At 57.2% G+C, this 15,330-nt stretch carries 11 protein-coding genes; 5 read left to right on the top strand and 6 right to left on the bottom strand.

Annotation, left to right across the window (positions count from 1 at the left end):
- Positions 1 to 119: 119 nt before the first annotated feature.
- The 3 genes from smpB to rfbB form a co-directional block, all read right to left on the bottom strand.
- Positions 120 to 614 (bottom strand): SsrA-binding protein SmpB, encoded by a 495-nt coding sequence (gene smpB / locus THTE_RS11765; protein WP_095415623.1) that lies wholly within the window; start codon positions 612 to 614, stop codon positions 120 to 122.
- Positions 615 to 756: 142 nt separating this feature from the next.
- On the bottom strand, positions 757 to 1,647 hold the full coding sequence (gene rfbA, locus THTE_RS11760) for a glucose-1-phosphate thymidylyltransferase RfbA (protein WP_095415622.1): 891 nt from the start codon (positions 1,645 to 1,647) through the stop codon (positions 757 to 759).
- A 25-nt stretch (positions 1,648 to 1,672) separates the two neighbouring features.
- Complete coding sequence (gene rfbB, locus THTE_RS11755) at positions 1,673 to 2,761, bottom strand: dTDP-glucose 4,6-dehydratase (RefSeq protein ID WP_095415621.1); 1,089 nt, start codon at positions 2,759 to 2,761, stop codon at positions 1,673 to 1,675.
- Positions 2,762 to 3,069: 308 nt separating this feature from the next.
- Between rfbB and THTE_RS11750 the strand changes: the two genes are divergently transcribed.
- Positions 3,070 to 4,743: an FAD-dependent oxidoreductase gene (locus THTE_RS11750; protein WP_095415620.1), complete on the top strand. Its 1,674-nt coding sequence runs from the start codon at positions 3,070 to 3,072 to the stop codon at positions 4,741 to 4,743.
- Between the two features lie 53 nt (positions 4,744 to 4,796).
- Here the strand turns inward: THTE_RS11750 and THTE_RS11745 are convergent, their stop codons facing one another.
- Both THTE_RS11745 and THTE_RS11735 read right to left on the bottom strand, forming a co-directional pair.
- Positions 4,797 to 5,579 (bottom strand): class II glutamine amidotransferase, encoded by a 783-nt coding sequence (locus THTE_RS11745; RefSeq protein ID WP_095415619.1) that lies wholly within the window; start codon positions 5,577 to 5,579, stop codon positions 4,797 to 4,799.
- A gap of 403 nt (positions 5,580 to 5,982) precedes the next feature.
- Positions 5,983 to 6,201, bottom strand: coding sequence for a CDGSH iron-sulfur domain-containing protein (locus tag THTE_RS11735; protein ID WP_095415617.1), 219 nt, complete (start codon positions 6,199 to 6,201; stop codon positions 5,983 to 5,985).
- Positions 6,202 to 6,824: 623 nt separating this feature from the next.
- On the opposite strand from THTE_RS11735, the gene THTE_RS11730 reads away from it, so the two are divergent.
- The 3 genes from THTE_RS11730 (at position 6,825) to hisH (ending at position 11,011) form a co-directional block, all read left to right on the top strand.
- A complete protein-coding gene (locus THTE_RS11730) occupies positions 6,825 to 8,828 on the top strand; it encodes a hypothetical protein (RefSeq protein WP_095415616.1) in 2,004 nt (667 codons plus the stop codon).
- Between the two features lie 575 nt (positions 8,829 to 9,403).
- Entirely contained in the window at positions 9,404 to 10,297 is an 894-nt protein-coding gene (locus tag THTE_RS11725; protein ID WP_095415615.1) for a serine/threonine protein kinase, read from the top strand.
- Positions 10,298 to 10,336: 39 nt separating this feature from the next.
- The gene (gene hisH, locus THTE_RS11720; RefSeq protein WP_095415614.1) at positions 10,337 to 11,011 is read left to right on the top strand and encodes an imidazole glycerol phosphate synthase subunit HisH; all 675 of its coding nucleotides are present in this window, start codon (positions 10,337 to 10,339) and stop codon (positions 11,009 to 11,011) included.
- 81 nt (positions 11,012 to 11,092) lie between these two features.
- On the opposite strand, the gene THTE_RS11715 is transcribed toward hisH, so the two are convergent.
- Positions 11,093 to 11,515, bottom strand: a complete 423-nt coding sequence (locus THTE_RS11715) for a hypothetical protein (RefSeq protein WP_095415613.1) — start codon at positions 11,513 to 11,515, stop codon at positions 11,093 to 11,095.
- A gap of 1,045 nt (positions 11,516 to 12,560) precedes the next feature.
- On the opposite strand from THTE_RS11715, the gene acs reads away from it, so the two are divergent.
- Positions 12,561 to 15,248: an acetate--CoA ligase alpha subunit gene (acs, locus tag THTE_RS11710; protein WP_095415612.1), complete on the top strand. Its 2,688-nt coding sequence runs from the start codon at positions 12,561 to 12,563 to the stop codon at positions 15,246 to 15,248.
- Positions 15,249 to 15,330 lie beyond the last annotated feature (82 nt).

The following is a 15,330-nucleotide window of genomic DNA, read 5'->3' as shown; positions in this document are numbered from 1 at the left end:
CAAATGCAGTGGCCGCAAGCAATATTTCAGCGGGAACTGCTGCTCAACGGCCGAAGCTCTTGGTGATTCGCAAAGTGCGTCAAAGATGAGCAGTTAATGCGTGGAGAACCCGCCCAGGGTCAACGGTTCTGATACCGCTGCATGATTCGGCGGATTTCCCGCTGTGATTCTTCCTTCTTAATGATTTCTCGTTTGTCGTGCTCCTTGCGCCCTCGGCACAATCCGAGCAGGACCTTCGCCAGTCCCCGCTTGAAATAAATCTTCAACGGGATGAGCGTGAACCCTTTTTGCGACGCCTGTCCGGCAAATCGTTTGATTTCTCGTCGATGAAGGAGGAGCTTTCGCGGACGCTTGGGGTCGTGGTTAAAACGATTGGCCTGCGGGTATTCCGGAATGTCACAGTTGTAAAGCCACACTTCACCGTCTTTGACCCGTGCAAAGGCTTCCTCGATGGAAACTTTCCCGTTGCGCAGACTTTTCACCTCGCTGCCCAAAAGGGCGATACCACACTCGAGAGTATCGAGGATTTCGTAGTCCCGCTTGGCGCGCCGATTTTGGGTCACGACGCGTTCGTTGTTGTGTTCTGAGTCGCTTGGTTTATTGCCCTTCGCCATGATCTCTTCCGGAACAACAGGAAGCCCTTCGCTGTGGCCTGCAATCTACCAACTTGGCACTGACGTTGTGCCGCTCGGCTCTGACCAGGGCGCGGGCGACATCTGCCCGAACTGGCCGATCACGCCTCCATCTGGCGCCGCGTCATTTCAGTCCAGGGTATTTCAACAGATCGAGCAGATACTGCCCGTAACTGTTATTGTAGCGACGAGCGAGCCGTTCGAGTTGGGTGGCGTCGATGAACCCCTTGCGGTAGGCCACTTCTTCAAGGCAAGCGATTTTCAGGCCTTGACGATGCTCGATGGTCTCCACGAAGTTGGACGCCTCCAGGAGCGATTCGTGCGTTCCGGTGTCGAGCCAGGCAAAACCGCGACCGAGAATCTCCACGTGGAGGCGTCCGCGCTCCAGATAGATTTGGTTGACGTCGGTGATCTCCAACTCCCCGCGGGCGCTGGGCTTAAGGTGGGCCGCAATTTCCACAACGTCATTGTCATAAAAGTACAAACCGGTGACCGCGTAGTTCGACCGGGGATCTTTGGGCTTCTCTACGATTCGAACAGGTCGGCCCTGCTCGTCTAGCTCCACCACCCCGTAGCGCTGCGGGTCTTTGACAAGATAGGCAAAGACTGTGGCACCTTCCGGGCGGGAAGCCGCCCGCATAAGCATCGCCTGGAATCCCTGTCCGTAAAAGATGTTGTCGCCCAGTACCATGGCCACGTGGTCGGGCCCGATGAAGTCACGTCCGATGATGAATGCCTGCGCCAATCCTTCGGGCCTGGGCTGCACGGCGTAGCGAATGGAAATTCCCAGGTCCGAGCCATCGCCCAGCAAGCGCTCAAACAGGGGGGTATCCTCGGGGGTGGAAATAAGCAAGATATCGCGGATCCCCGCGAGCATGAGGGTGGAAAGCGGGTAATACACCATCGGTTTATCGTAAATCGGCAGGAGTTGTTTGCTTACCGCCCGTGTCAGGGGATGCAATCGCGTGCCCGCGCCACCTGCCAAAACGATCCCTTTTTTGCAGTAGATGGTCATGAGAAGCCCTCCTCAAAGCCGCGGCCTAGTCCCGAGAGACGCTCTGCTCGCTTTTGAGCCGCCCCAGCCCGAGGCGCTCCCGCCGATATTTCCCGGAAGTCACCCGCTCCACCCAGGTGGTATTCTCAAGATACCAGCGGACGGTGCGTTCGAGCCCTGTTTCGAAAGTTTCCTGGGGTTCCCAACCCAATTCGCGGCGAATTTTGCTAGCATCGATGGCATAACGGCGGTCATGACCGGGGCGATCCTGCACGAACGTGATCAATTGAGAGCAGGGCCGATGGGGTAAATCCGGGCGAAGACGGTCCACGATCTCGCAAATCGCGTGAACGACCTGGAGGTTGGTCCGCTCGCAGTTGCCCCCGATGTTGTACTCGCTGCCGGGCTTGGCTTTTTTCAATACCAGCCGCAACGCCCGGCAGTGATCTTCCACGTACAGCCAATCACGAATGTTTTGTCCATCTCCATAAACGGGCAGCGGTTTACCTTCCACGGCATTGAGAATCATCAGGGGAATGAGTTTTTCCGGAAATTGATAGGGTCCATAGTTGTTAGAGCAATTGGTCACCAGGACCGGCAACCCATAGGTATGGTGATAAGCCCGGGCGAAATGATCGGCTGCCGCTTTCGATGCGGAGTAGGGCGAATTGGGTGCGTACGGCGTTTCCTCGGTGAAGTATCCCGTGGGGCCGAGCGATCCATAAACCTCGTCGGTGGAGACATGGAGGAAACGAAATCGCTCCTTTTCGTCGGCGGACAGGCCACTCCAGTAATCCCGGGCGGCTTCCAACAGGCGGAACGTGCCCACCACGTTGGTCTGAACAAATTCCGCGGGTCCGTCGATGGAACGATCCACGTGAGACTCGGCCGCAAAATTCACAATCGCCCATGGTCGAAATTCCTCCAGAAGTTGCCGTACCATGGGCCCATCGCAGATGTCCCCCTGCACAAACACGTGGCGGGGATCATCCAGCACATCCGCCAGCGAATCGAGATTGCCGGCGTAAGTGAGCTTGTCCAGGTTGACCAATCGTCCCGGTTCTTCCCGCAGCCAGTACCGGACGAAATTGCTGCCGATAAATCCGGCCCCTCCTGTGACGAGAATGGTGTCCATAGTGCCGAGTCCCCTTGAAAAGTACTTGGTTTCCGCAAGTCTTCCGGCGGTCAACGGACCACAAGGCTCGCTTTCTCTATATAGCTTAATCCACCTGCGATTTCCACGGCGTGCTTTTAAAATTCCGCATGCCCCTTTTTCTGGTATCTCTGCGGTATTTTTGCCACCTTCCGTGACAGACCATCCACAACAATCTACAATCGAAATAAGCACTAAATGGAAATCTGCTAGAAAAAATTGGCGTTTCCCCCTTTTCTGGCGGAAACCACCATCCAAACTTCGAGACGGCGTTCAAAGAGGAGCTAACAATGATCTCCAGGCGCGTGGTGATCGTGGGCGGAGTGGCGGGCGGGGCCTCCTGCGCTGCCCGATTGCGACGATTGGACGAAAACGCTGAGATTTATGTGTTCGAACGCGGCGGCTTTGTGTCCTTCGCGAATTGCGGCCTGCCGTACTACATTGGGGGGGTTATCTCCCCTCGCGAAAGATTACTCGTCGCGTCGCCTGAACGCTTCAGAGACTATTTCAACGTGGAGGTTCGGGTCAATCACGAAGTCACCCGCATCGACCGCGAAAATCGCCTCGTCGAAGTCCGCAACCGCCAAACGGGAGCCCGCTTCACCCGGCCTTACGATGCCCTGGTTCTGGCACCGGGAGCCAAGCCCATTGTCCCCGATGTTCCCGGCGTTGATCTGCCCGGGGTCTTCACACTCCGGCTGCTTGAGGACGCAGAGCGCATTTATCGCTGGCTTCAGGACAGACATGTCACCCGGGCGGTTGTCGTGGGAGCGGGCTACATCGGCCTGGAGATGGTGGAAAATCTCGCCAATCGCAACATCACTGTCACCGTCGTGGAAGCCGCGCCGCAGATTCTCCCCGGCTTCGATCCGGAAATGGTCGTGCCCATCTACGACAAACTGGCCGCCCACGACGTTCGTCTGCTGCTTGGGCACCCCCTCCAGGCCATTGAGGCGGACGGTTCCCAGCTTCTGGTGACAGCAGGGGGAGAAAAAATCGACTGTGGGGCGGTGATTCTGAGCGTTGGCGTTCGTCCGGACGTAACCCTGGCCCAGGAGGCCGGTCTGGAAATTGGCCCCCTAGGCGGCATTCGCGTCAACGAGCACATGCAAACCAGCGACCCAACGATCTGGGCGGTGGGAGACGCGGTCGAAGTGAAGGACCTGGTCACTGGTCAGCCGACCTGGGTGCCGTTGGCGGGGCCTGCTTCTCGACAGGCGCGAGTGGCCGCTGACAACATTTGCGGCCGTCCCAGCCGTTTCCCGGGGGCGTTGGGAACCGCCTTTGTTCGGGTGTTCGGTGTGGACATTGCCAAGACGGGGCTCACCGAAAAGGCTGCTCAACGGGCTGGAATCCCCTATCAAAAAAGTTTCACCCACTCCGCCAGCCATGCCACCTATTATCCGGGCGCCAAGCCGATGACCATCAAACTGCTCTTCGATCCCCGCGATGGACGCGTGCTGGGAGCCCAGGCGGTAGGAAGCGAAGGCGTTGACAAACGCATCGACGTCATCGCGGCGATGATCCAGAAAGGCGGCACCGTGTACGATCTGGAAGAAGCGGAGCTCTGCTATGCACCGCAAGTAGGCAGTGCGAGAGATCCGGTCAATATAGCGGGATTTGTGGCAGGAAATATTCTTCGAGGCGATGTGGCGCCCGCCCACTGGGATGAGCTGGACCGTTTTCCCGAGGAGCGGCGTCCGTTCATTCTCGATGTGCGGACTCCCGGAGAGTTCGCCGCGGGAGCCCTGCCGGGTGCGGTCAACATACCGCTGGGAGAACTCCGCGGCCGCCTCCACGAACTGCCCCGGGATCGCGAGATTTGGGTCCACTGCGCTGGCGGCCAGCGTTCCTACTATGGTGTCCGCATCCTGAACCAGAAGGGCTTCCGAGCACGCAATCTATCTGGCGGATACTCCATCTATCGTGCCTATCGCCGGGGGACGCCCAAGAGCAACGGATAAACCGTCTCTCCCCACAAATGTCCAATCTGCTCGGTGCAGAGGCCATGGAAGTCTCATGCCGTTTCCGTGGCTCGTTCCGCAAGATCCACAAGAATGACGTCGAGTCGGGGCGTTACCGCCAGCAGGTGACTTTCGGGGATTTCACACCAGGGTTCACCACTGAGCTTCTTCGACGAAATCAGAATGGCGCTTTCTGTAGCCAAGGTAGAACTGTTGATGTCGGCTTCCAGCTCCGAGACGTGGTAATGAAAGGAGTGCTCACTGGTTGAAAAGCGTCTCTCCAAATAATAAAGGGGATGACCGTTCTGGTAAGCGAAAAGCCATCGGCCGTTGCTCAGCAGGAAGGCCACGCCATCATCCCCGACCTGGCGAAGCGAATCAAGCAGGCTGGGCACAAGGTCCCTTGTTTTCTTGATGTTCTGAACTATCCAGTGAAAAAAGACCTCACCCCCGCTTTCCCCGTCCAGAGACTCCGCGTGCGGAGGATCAAGCAGCCGAAAAAGTTCTTCTCGATTGAGATGCCCCTGCTGCGCAAACAACCAGTTCCGATAATGAAACGGTGAGAGATTCCGCTCGTCCTCATCCCCGGAAACACCGGCATCCAGGAAAAGCACGTAGATTCGGGAAGTCCCGGGAGCAAACCGGGCGGCGTTGCTGGGCCGCGCAGCCGAAGCCTGGACCTGCTTGGTGATTTTGGGCCGGGCCCCCTCGTACCAACCTACTCCCCAAGCCAAAGCCGGCGATAAACCGCCACTGCCTGTCGGCGAACCCTCATGGAGCGAAAGGGCCAGGTCCGCCGGCTTGTGAGTAATGACACCAAACATCCAGGAACTCATGATTCGCGATCCCTCCTCTCCCTCATCGGGTGAGGCACCCCATTGTCACGTACTTTCCAGCAATCCCGACGATCAATGCTGCTGCGCAAGGATGCGGACGACACGACACGGATGGTGCGGATTGCCTGATCTCCCAATGCCCATTGATTCCACTCGCTGGCCCATAACCCCCGAGACTGACCTCCCGGGCGTCCTTTTTAGTTTAGTCAACCTTGGCGCCTGCGAAAAGCTTTTGGGCACTTCCAACTCCGCCGGCTGCCCTGAAAAGACGGAAGAACCGCCGACTGGAGCCGGCAACATCCGAAAAATCACTTCAACCGTTTAGACAAGAAACCAAAACGGCGGGAGCCGCACCTCACCCCCGCCGTGGCAAACCTCGGCAAAAAATCTGGCGAGCTGCCAATTACCCGCCACCTGCGGGAGCCCGGTCATCCGCTTGGAATCCGCACGTCTTGTGCGATCCGTCGCAGAATGGGCGCTGTTTTGAGTGTGCACACCGGCAGAGAGCAATCGGCCGGGAAGGATCAGTCGGGAATTCTCGTCCATCCGCATCCACAACGCGCACCTTCCCCTGGACAAGATAAGGACCGTTCGGTCGAACCGTGATCACGACATCAGACATCAGACATCCTCCTTCCAACAGAAACAGCGAATCACCTGACGGGTTTTTCTGAGCGCTCCCGGTTTGCGGAGCCAGATTCTAGATTTGTTGAGCAATCTACTCAGTGTATCAAGTAGGTCAAGTCGTCGTACTGCTGACGTATCCTCGCGATTGCAAAAGCCCAAGACACACAACGGGCACGAGGTGTTGCAGGGGCAATTCATCAATCGCCCCAACCATTCCAACCGGTAACTGAACCGGAGAGTCGGAATCCGGTCGGTCAAAGATGATGATCGCAACGTTGCACAGCGGACGTGACAAGCACGTCCCTGCCACAAATGCCTCGGAGGGGCACGTTCGTCGTGCCCGCGGAGAGGCAATCCATGATCCAACGCTGCAAAGTGCACTTATCAAGCACGTCCCTCCGAAAGCAGGTGCCTCCGGGTTGAATCCCACTCCCAGGCGGCCCCCTGTGAAGGTTCGCGTCCCCGTCGGCAGCAGAAAAGCAGGGCTGGGTCAGGCGCGCAACGGCTTGTGAGACCTAACCGCAATCGGCACAATAGGGCTGCACCATCAAGATGTGTCGCCATCTGAAAAACTGGCCGACACTCCGAACTGCGAAACCAGACCACAGGAGTCAGCAAATGAAAACTTTCAGGAGCCGCCAAGGGTTGACTCATGCTCTTTTCACCTTGGTGATTGGGTTTCTCGCGTGCACAGCACTGGAACAGCCAACATTCAGCGAAGAGCCTGCTGTGGCCCCGCTCATGTTGCCGGAGTTTCCCAGCCCGCAATTGGCCAATCTCGCCGACAGACTGTATGTGATTCTGGAAAAGCAATCGCACTATCTGTTGGGTTTGGTAAAACCGTGGAACGGTGATCCGCGGTACAAACTGCTTACCGAAAGCCGGAGCGCGGAACATTGGATCCGTCCTAACACGGGGGCGGTGGAGGCGTTCTGTTTTCTTTATCGGTTTGGACCTTACGACGAAAAACTCGTTGGAATGTCGCGCGCGACGCTTCTAGGGGACATCATCGTCCCCATGATCCGTTATCTGACCGAAACACATGTGACGGGAAGCCGACCAACCGGCGACGGGCGAAAGTGGGGAGACGCCTGGCAGTCGGCCCACTGGGCGCAAATGCTGGGGAGAGGGGCCTGGTTCATCTGGAATGACCTGCCGGAAGATCTGCGGTCCGCTGTCCGGCGAGTCGTGCGGCATGAGGCAGAACGCATCGCCCACAGCCAGCCACCAGCTCAGCTTCGCGGCGATACCAAAGCCGAAGAAAACGCCTGGAACGCACAGATTTTGTCTGTCGCCTGGCTGCTAATGCCCCACGATCCCCAGGCCGACCAGTGGATGTCGCAGTTCCAGCGCTGGACGCTGTCGGCGTTTCTCCGTCCAGCCGATCAAAATACGACCGATGAGGTGGACGGTCGACCGGTGGCGGAACAATTCACAGGGGCCAATATCTTCGATGACTTCACCCTCGAAAATCATGGATTTGTCCATCCGGATTACATGTCCACTTTCACGCTATCACTGGGTTGCGTGACGGATTTTCGGATGACCGGCCGGCGCGAACCTCAATCCGTTCTGTGGAATGTGAGAGGAATTTACGAAAACCTAAAGTGGTTCATCCTTCCCGATATGGGATTCGTGTATCCGAGCGGACAGGATTGGACGATCTTTCGGCAACCTGCGTGGCTTTCTGCCCATGTCCTGATGTTTGTTTACGGGCGAGATGGTGAAGCGTGGGACCTTGCTACCCAGACCGTTGGTGTTATCGAGAAGATGCAGGCCAGATCGCCGGAGGGAGCTATCTACGACCCCTCCGAATTCTTTTTCCCTTCCACGCAAACGGATATCGCCGAGGCCCTCGCCCGAGCATGGCTCCACCTCCATTTCGCCGATCCCGCAGCGATCGGGACTTATCAACCGCGACTGGGGGCAAAGCATCTCCGTTTCGGGAAGATCTTTCTTTACCGAACACCTCGCCTGATCACTGCCATAAGCTACGGCTCGGTGATCATGGGAACATTCACCCCTAACCAGCGCGACCGCCTTATTTCCCCAGATCAACAAAGTCTGGTGGGATCGATAAAGCTATCGGGCAACACGCGACCGCTCCCCGTAAAGCTTCTTCGCGCGGAGTTTTCCGAGAAGAAAGAATCGTTTCAAGGAATTCTCCACATCAGCCATGGGGATAATGTCATCGCCGAATGGACCATTAACGGAGACGCTTCAGGCCAGGTGTGCATCGCTGAAAAACTCGTCGTCCAGCGGGACTGCACGATCCAGGAAATGGCCACGGGATTGATAGGCGTTTTAAACAATCAGCGATGGATTTTCGAACAGGGAAAGCGGGAAATCCGGCTAGGCAGTGTCTCGAAAACGATCCCCGCCCATTCCAGTGTCCGGTGGGAAGCGCCCCAGACCGATCATGTGGGAATCGATCACATGATGGAAATCGAACTCTTTCCACCGAGGGATGTGCTCTACGTTGGCGCCACTCAGCCCGAGCGAGGCCGCGCCACCGATCGGCTCATTCTCAACCACCTTTCGGGACCCCGTGATTTCCACGCGGGGGACGTCATCGCGGAATGGTCGGCGACGATCAGGCCGACACCACGGAATGCCGAGTGAGCTCAACCCGAGATCGAAAGTGTGAACGGGCAGGAAGAGCGCGCCCTTCCGCGCATCTCCTGGCAGCACGGGCCTGTCGGGTCCCCTGTTTGAATGGTGGTTAATTCAGTCAACTGCTATGAGCCCCGTCGCGCCCTCGACCGCGATACCAGCCGGTCGGGGCAATTCATGAATTGCCCCGACCGTTCCAACCGGTGACTGAACCGAAGAGTTAGAATCCGGTCGGTCAAAGGGATAATCGGAAGGTTGCAAAGCGGACGTGACAAGCACGTCCCTCCGACAAATGCCTCGGAGGGGCACGTTCGTCGTGCCCGCGGAGAGGCAATCCATGATCCAACGCTGCAAAGCGCACGTGGCAGGTACGTCCCTCCGAAAGCGGGTGTCATCGGACTGAATCTCGCTCCTGATCAAGGTGTCGTCGAGGTCCGCCCCCTTTTCCAGCAGGAGAAAAGTGGGGCTGACTCAGTTCGGAGCTTTCTTGCCCGAGCGGTAGGAGCCATTTAAACTAGCCATAAGGGTGATTGGGGCCAGCAGTTCGCGAGGGGGCTTCTGGGAAGATCAGTGACGGATCAAACATGGTACTTAAGCTCCTTCAATCCTTATTCGGACGCTCTTCCAAAGGCATCAAGCCCCGGAAGAAGGTCGATATTGCCGCCCGATTCAAAATCCTCCGAGAAGGCGTGGCGGGAACGATGTCCAAGTTCTATGTGGCGATGGACCGCGAACGGGGCGAAATCGTAGGCCTGAAAATTTGCGATCCCCAAAAAACAGCCGCGTACGAAGCCCGCTTTAAAGGCCTCAATAAACCCAGCGAAGGCGAAATCGCCACACTCTTCGTCCACCCCTACATCGTGATGACCTACGAATACGGGTGGACAACGAATGACGAACCCTATCTGGTCATGGAGTATCTTGAGGGCGGCGGTTTGAATGGCCATCTCGTGGCGAAAAGTCCGTTTTTGTTCCAACGGCCTCTCTTGCCGTATATCCGACAGGTGGCAGAAGCCGTGGCCGTCGTTCATGAAGCCGGCTTCATTCACCGCGATATCTGTCCCCGCAACCTCATGTTCAATCGGGACTTCAGCATTCTCAAACTGACCGACTTCGGTCTGAGCGTACCAGCCACACCGCCGTTCATGGCGCCGGGAAACCGCAGCGGAACACCCAACTACATGGCGCCTGAGTTGGTGCGGCGTTACCCCACCGATCAACGTCTGGATGTTTTCTCGTTCGGAGTGAGCATGTACGAGCTGCTCACATTCGAACTCCCATGGGAGCGGGGCACAACCGGCATGGCGGCCATGGCGCATGATAAGCCGCCAGCGGATATTCGACGTTATCGGCCACAGATCCATCCCGACCTGGCGGCGGCCATCCATGCCTGCATTGAACCCAATAAAGAAAAGCGGTGTCCTTCCATGAGACGGTTTTTGGAAATGATCGCGCACCTGGAATCAACTGATTTGTGAGGTGGTTTTCGTCAGGCTTGGTGAAACTGGCGGAGTCCTATGACGGCACCCCAATTCGAACCTGGCAGTGTCACGATCGTCGATTATGGAATGGGGAATCTGAGGAGCGTCCAAAAGGCGTTCGAAAGGCTGGGACTCCGCGCGGAGGTCACTGATGATCCAAATCGGGTGATGAATGCCGAGCGGCTTGTTCTTCCCGGCGTGGGGGCCTTCGGCGATGCGATGGCGGAGTTAAAACGGCGGGAACTCGTCAAGCCGATCCTCCGCTTCATCGAATCTGGGCGTCCCTTTCTGGGAATCTGCCTGGGACTTCAGCTCCTTTTCGAAAAAAGTTACGAGAACGGTCCAATTCCCGGTTTCGGACTGTTGCGGGGCGAGGTTGTTCGTTTTGAATTGCCGCACGGATGGAGCGTCCCGCACATGGGCTGGAATCAGGTGCGACAGGAATGCCCCAATCCACTGATGACGGGCATCCCGGACGAAAGTTACTTCTACTTTGTGCACTCGTATTACGTCGTTCCGCTGGACGCCGAAGTCGTTGCCGGGACCACCGAGTACAAAATCCGATTCTGCTCCATGGTCCGGCAGGATAATGTCTTTGCCACCCAATTTCACCCTGAGAAAAGCCAGGCCCTGGGCCTCAAACTTCTCGCCAACTTTGCCGGCCTTGCCGCCCCAACGTCACCGGCCTCCTCGATTTCGGTACAACCTTGATTGCGGGGCGAAAATATTCCGAGAAATCATTGGCCGGATGGTCGGTATGCTTGTGTTCAGGGGGTTACATCGAGAGTCTGATCAGCAGGACTCCAGGACCCGCAAGAATCGGCCGCCGCTCTCGTACCAACCATGCTGAGTGAATTGCGTCCAGAGGAGTTCCAGAAGGAGCGACGCCCGCTGCCCTGCGTTTTCCAGCGTCACGCAGGCAATTCGGCTGGGTAACGGCCGCGGGTGATAGAAGCCAATCCCAGTCTCCGATAAATGCTTCCCAACCACAACCAGCGAGGCGCCCTGCCGAGAGCTACCGTCGGAACTCATAGGTTGGAGTTGCACGAGATAAGGGAACGGAAATCGCGGTGACTGTCGCCGCTCATTTTCATAGGGTTCGGGATAAATCGTGGCAAGGACGCGCCGGACAGCGGCCTGCACCGACCCGCCCGATGATTCCGACCACAAAGGTTGCCAGTAACTGGCTGGTGATGTGACATCAGCGAGGCTCATCACTCGATCTCCTCCCAGTAAGCCGATGATTGAGCTTGGGAAAACCGGGCATCGTCCCGGGCGTGCCCCGGCATCAGGGCCATCCGTGTCCCGTCAATTGCACATCCATCCGTATGGGGACCGGTCCACGATGCGCCGGTGCCCGACAATTCTGCCACCCGATTTTGCGTGTTTACGCTCCCTGAGACGGCACTTTCTCCCTGGTGGAATAACCCGGGTTACCTGGGTCACTTCAGAAGAAGCCGCTCCTGGCAAATCAGTGGCCTGCCGTATCTCTTTCGATCCTGGCGTCAGCGTTCCTCTTAGAAGAGATGCTTCTCAAGGTTGCCCACGGCCGGCCAACACCCGAATCTGGCGAAACCTCACTCAAGGCGTCATGACAACCCTAGGTTATGAATGAAAGTCTGTCAAGGGAAAAAGTCGCAACTCGGCGATCGGACGGCCTACCGGCGAGGATTGGAACTCGTATTCTGCGAAAGTTTTATTTCTTGCAAAAATCTTGCCTCAGTCAAAAATCAGGGGGGCATGGTTTCTTTAACGCTGTTTTTGCTGCGGCCGACTCTCGCGCAAACGCGGCGTGGTCCATTACCAAAGATTTGGACAGGCGTATAAAAAGCCCTCCGCCAAGGCTGATCAAATCGTGGAGGCAACGCCGCGGTGGTGCCCTGCTTTAAGCCTCTTCATGGATGATCGAAGCCCATCTGCCTACGCCCATGTGTTAGCAAAAAATAGCGAAAACAGGAAAAAACTATTCGCCAAAGCTCGGCGTACAATTACAAGGGCGTTGTCGGGTATTCGCGTATGGGGTGACATACCCGCATCCATTGACACAAACGAACCGGCCGCGAAAAGCGGATTGTTCAGCGAATTACGCAAGGTTTCGGCACCACTTACATTTTGTGCTACTTTCGCCGAATTCTTAAATTGGCTATCTTGAACTACGAGGGGAGGGCGTTTGGTCTTTTTGGAACGCTTCCGGTATGAAGAGACAGTCGTCTCCGCGAGGACGGGGACAGGGTTCTGGGAGACATGGTAGGAGCTGACCGTGAGTATCGAAAACCTGCATAAGATCTTCAATCCGCATCGCGTGGCGGTCATCGGTGCCAGCGATACCCCCACCAGCGTCGGTTACACGGTGCTGCGGAATCTAGTGGGATCGGGGTTCCGCGGGGTGGTTTACCCGGTTAATCCCAAGCGGGAGGCCGTCCAGGGGATTCATGCTTATAAAGATGTAGCGAGTTTGCCCAATCCGCCAGATCTGGCCGTCATTTGCACGCCGGCGAAAACCGTGCCCGGGCTCATCCGCGAATTAGGGATGGCCGGCACAAAGGGGATCGTCATCATCTCCGCCGGTTTCCGGGAAATTGGGGAAGAAGGCCGCAAACTGGAAAACCAGGTGCTGGAAGAACAGGCCAAATTCCCTGGCATGAGGATTATCGGGCCGAACTGTTTGGGGATCATTGTCCCCGGCATTTCCCTAAACGCGAGTTTCGCCGCAGCGACTCCGCCTAAGGGACATATCGGGTTCATCTCCCAATCGGGCGCGCTGTGCACCTCGGTGCTGGACTGGGCCATCGATCAGGGAATTGGATTTTCCTATTTTGTGTCGGTCGGCAATATGATCGACGTGACAATTGCCGATCTGATCGACTACTTTGGTTCCCAGACAGAAACCCAGTCCATCATTCTTTACATCGAGTCCATCACGGAAGCCCGGGAATTCATGTCGGCAGCCCGGGCATTCGCCCGCACGAAGCCAATTGTGGCCTTCAAATCGGGCCGATTTGCGGAATCAGCGGCGGCAGCGGCCTCGCACACCGGGGCAATGGCGGGTGTCGATGCGGTGTATGAGGCGGCGTTCCAACGGGCGGGCATCGAGCGGATCTTTCAGATCGAAGACATGTTCGACTGTGCCGAGCTTCTCGCCCGGCAGCAACCGCCCAAGGGTGACCGCGTCGCCATTGTCACGAATGCCGGCGGTCCGGGCGTCATGACGACCGATGCCCTCATTGCGCTGGGTGGTCATCTGGCGGAACTTTCCGAAGAAACCATGCAGAAGCTCAACGAGTTTCTGCCGCCATTCTGGTCGCACAATAACCCGGTGGATGTGCTGGGAGACGCACCGCCCGAACGCTACGCCAAGGCGATCGATGTGGTGGCCGCCGATCCCAACGTGGATGCGGTGTTCGTCATCCTTACCCCTCAGGCAATGACGGACTCCACTGGCACGGCCCGGGCGGTGGCGGAAATCGCAAAGAAACACAAAAAGCCGATTCTCGGCGCATGGATGGGTGGACGAACTGTCGCCGAGGGGATGCAGATTCTCAGTGAAAACAACATCCCCTGCTACACAACTCCCGAAAAGGCGGTTCGCGCGTTCATGCATTTGGTATCCTACGCGCGGAATCTTTCGCTGCTCCACGAAACGCCTCGCGACATCCCGGTGTCATTCTCCTTTGATCGCCAGCGACTCCGCGGCGTTTTCGAAAGCCTGCTGACCGAGGGTGCGGAAATCCTGACGGAAAGCGTGTCCAAGGCCTTCCTGGAAGCCTATGGGATTCCCGTCACCAAGCCCTACCTCGCTCGCACGGCGGATCAGGCCGTGGAAATTGCCAAGCGAATTGGCTTCCCGGTCGTAATGAAAATTCACTCGCCGCAGATCACCCACAAGACCGACGTGGGCGGTGTGCTTCTCAATATCGCCAACGAACAGGCCGTTCGCGAGGGCTTCGAAAAGCTGGTGCGGCGTGCCCAGGAAAAGCGGCCGGATGCGCAGATCCTCGGCTGCACCGTCCAGCAAATGGTGAGTTACCCGAACAGTTTCGAGCTGATCATCGGAACGAAGCGGGATCCCGTGTTCGGATCGGTGATCATGGTGGGAATGGGTGGTGTGGCGGCCGAGGTGTTCCGCGACTACGCCCTTGCCCTTCCGCCGCTTAATGAAACGCTTGCCCGGCGGGCGCTGGAATCCCTCAAGTCGTGGCCATTGCTCCGCGGTTATCGTGGTCGGCCGGGCGTCAACATCGATAAGCTCATTGAAGTGCTTATGCGGTTTTCCTACCTGGTGGCAGACTATCCAGAAATCAAGGAGCTGGACGTCAACCCGCTTCTTGTCACACCGGAAGATGTCATCGCCCTCGACGCCCGTGTCGTCGTTGATCGCGATATCCTGGCTCACGGCGTCCGGCCGTATGCCCATCTTGCAATTCGGCCTTATCCGGAGGAATTTGTCACCGAGCGAAAACTCAAGGACGGGACGCGCGTCATCCTCCGGCCGATCAAGCCGGAAGACGAACCGATGTGGCACGAACTCCTGGCGAGCTGCTCCACGCAATCGATCTGGTTCCGCTTCAGCTATCTGTTCAAACAGACCACGCACGAGATGGCCGCCCGATATTGCTTCATTGACTATGACCGGGAAATGGCCATCGTGGCGGAAGTGGAAGAGGATGGCCAGCGGAAACTGATCGGGGTGGGGCGACTCGTCGCCGATGCCAACCACGAAGTTGCGGAATACGCGGTCCTGGTAGCCGATCGCTGGCACGGGCGAGGTCTGGGCGGTTTGCTCACCGACTACTGCCTGGAGGTGGCCAAGCGGTGGGGCATCAAGAAAGTCGTGGCCGAAACATCCAAGGATAACGCACGGATGCTGGCCACTTTCCGTAACCGTGGCTTTGAGTTCAATGAAAAGGCCGATCAGGACGTCGTTCTGGTGACCAAAACAATCGCCTGACAGGCAGCTTTACATCCTTCGACCTTTCAGCATCCTCGCGCTTCCCAAATTGGGAAGCGTTTTTTTGGAAGAGGCGACAACA

The sequence above is a fragment of the Thermogutta terrifontis genome (assembly GCF_002277955.1).
Taxonomy (GTDB): domain Bacteria; phylum Planctomycetota; class Planctomycetia; order Pirellulales; family Thermoguttaceae; genus Thermogutta; species Thermogutta terrifontis.
This window is presented reverse-complemented; position numbering and strand designations above follow the sequence as displayed.

Excerpts from the sequence above, each read along its gene's own strand:
- smpB (WP_095415623.1), bottom strand. The coding sequence starts at position 614 with ATGGCGAAGGGCAATAAACCAAGCGACTCAGAACACAACAACGAACGC.
- rfbA (WP_095415622.1), bottom strand. The coding sequence starts at position 1,647 with ATGACCATCTACTGCAAAAAAGGGATCGTTTTGGCAGGTGGCGCGGGC.
- rfbB (WP_095415621.1), bottom strand. The coding sequence starts at position 2,761 with ATGGACACCATTCTCGTCACAGGAGGGGCCGGATTTATCGGCAGCAAT.
- THTE_RS11750 (WP_095415620.1), top strand. The coding sequence starts at position 3,070 with ATGATCTCCAGGCGCGTGGTGATCGTGGGCGGAGTGGCGGGCGGGGCC.
- THTE_RS11745 (WP_095415619.1), bottom strand. The coding sequence starts at position 5,579 with ATGAGTTCCTGGATGTTTGGTGTCATTACTCACAAGCCGGCGGACCTG.
- THTE_RS11735 (WP_095415617.1), bottom strand. The coding sequence starts at position 6,201 with ATGTCTGATGTCGTGATCACGGTTCGACCGAACGGTCCTTATCTTGTC.
- THTE_RS11730 (WP_095415616.1), top strand. The coding sequence starts at position 6,825 with ATGAAAACTTTCAGGAGCCGCCAAGGGTTGACTCATGCTCTTTTCACC.
- THTE_RS11725 (WP_095415615.1), top strand. The coding sequence starts at position 9,404 with ATGGTACTTAAGCTCCTTCAATCCTTATTCGGACGCTCTTCCAAAGGC.
- hisH (WP_095415614.1), top strand. The coding sequence starts at position 10,337 with ATGACGGCACCCCAATTCGAACCTGGCAGTGTCACGATCGTCGATTAT.
- THTE_RS11715 (WP_095415613.1), bottom strand. The coding sequence starts at position 11,515 with ATGAGCCTCGCTGATGTCACATCACCAGCCAGTTACTGGCAACCTTTG.